At 66.0% G+C, this 1,087-nt stretch carries 1 pseudogene; it reads left to right on the forward strand.

The features are described from left to right. The first annotated feature begins 76 nt into the window (after positions 1-76). Positions 77-1,080: pseudogene (locus ACH4YP_RS48035) on the forward strand (IS5 family transposase). Positions 1,081-1,087: the final 7 nt, after the last annotated feature.

A 1,087-nucleotide genomic window follows, 5' to 3' on the forward strand; every position in this document is an offset into this window, starting at 1 on the left:
CTAGGGCCTGTGTGAGGTCGTGATCAATCTCGGGTTCTGGTCCCGTGCGGGGCCGGGACCTGGTAGGACGCTGGGTGTGACACGTAGGCAACTCACCGACGAGCAGTGGGAGTTCATCGTGCCGTTCCTGCCGATAGGCGAGTACGGTCCGTACCCCGAGCGGCTGCGGGATCAGTTCGAGGGGGTGATCTGGCGGTTCCGGTCCAGCGCCCAGTGGCGCGAGATGCCTGCCGAGTTCGGACCGTGGCCGACGGTCTACGGACGCTTTCGTGTCTGGCGGGACGCCGGGGTCTTCTCAGCTCTTCTGGAAAGCGTGATCACCGAAGCCGCCCGCCGTGGACAGACGGACTTGTCCCTGGTCGGCGTGGACTCCACCACTGCCCGCGCCCACCACGACGCAGCCGGGATGCGCATCGGCAAGGAGGTCATGGACGCCCTGGAGGAAGCCGCCGCCGAACAGGAGCGGGCCCGGCAAAAAGGGGCGGCACGCCGGAACAGAACGGACAGGACGGTAGGGACGACCCCGAGCAGGAAGAGCGACGGCGTATCAGGCGGCGGCGCAAGCTCCGCTTGAACCAAGCCCTGCTCGGCAGATCCCGTGGCGGACTGACGAGCAAGATTCATCTCGCCGCTGACCGCAAGTGCCGTCCGCTGTCACTCGTACTGACCGCAGGACAGGCCGCCGACAGCCCGCAGTTCGTCCCCGTGCTGCAGAAAATACGGATCCGTCTGCCTGTCGGCCGCCCTCGGACCAGGCCCGGCGCTGTTGCCGCGGACAAGGCCTACTCGTCCCGCGCTAACCGTTCTTACCTGCGCGGACGCGGCATCAAGGCGGTGATCCCGGAGAAGAGGGACCAGACCGCCAACCGGAAGAAGAAGGGCTCCGGCGGCGGTCGGCCCATCAGCCACGACGGCGATCTTTACAAGGAGAGGAACTCCGTCGAGCGCCTGATCAACAAGCTCAAGGCCTGGCGAGGCATCGCCACCCGATACGACAAGTCGCCCGAGAGCTACCTCGCCGGCCTCCACCTCCGTGCCTCAATGATCTGGATCAACGACCTACTGAAGGCAACTGGCTGATCACAAC

Source organism: Streptomyces sp. NPDC020747 (genome assembly GCF_044334695.1).
Taxonomy (GTDB): domain Bacteria; phylum Actinomycetota; class Actinomycetes; order Streptomycetales; family Streptomycetaceae; genus Streptomyces.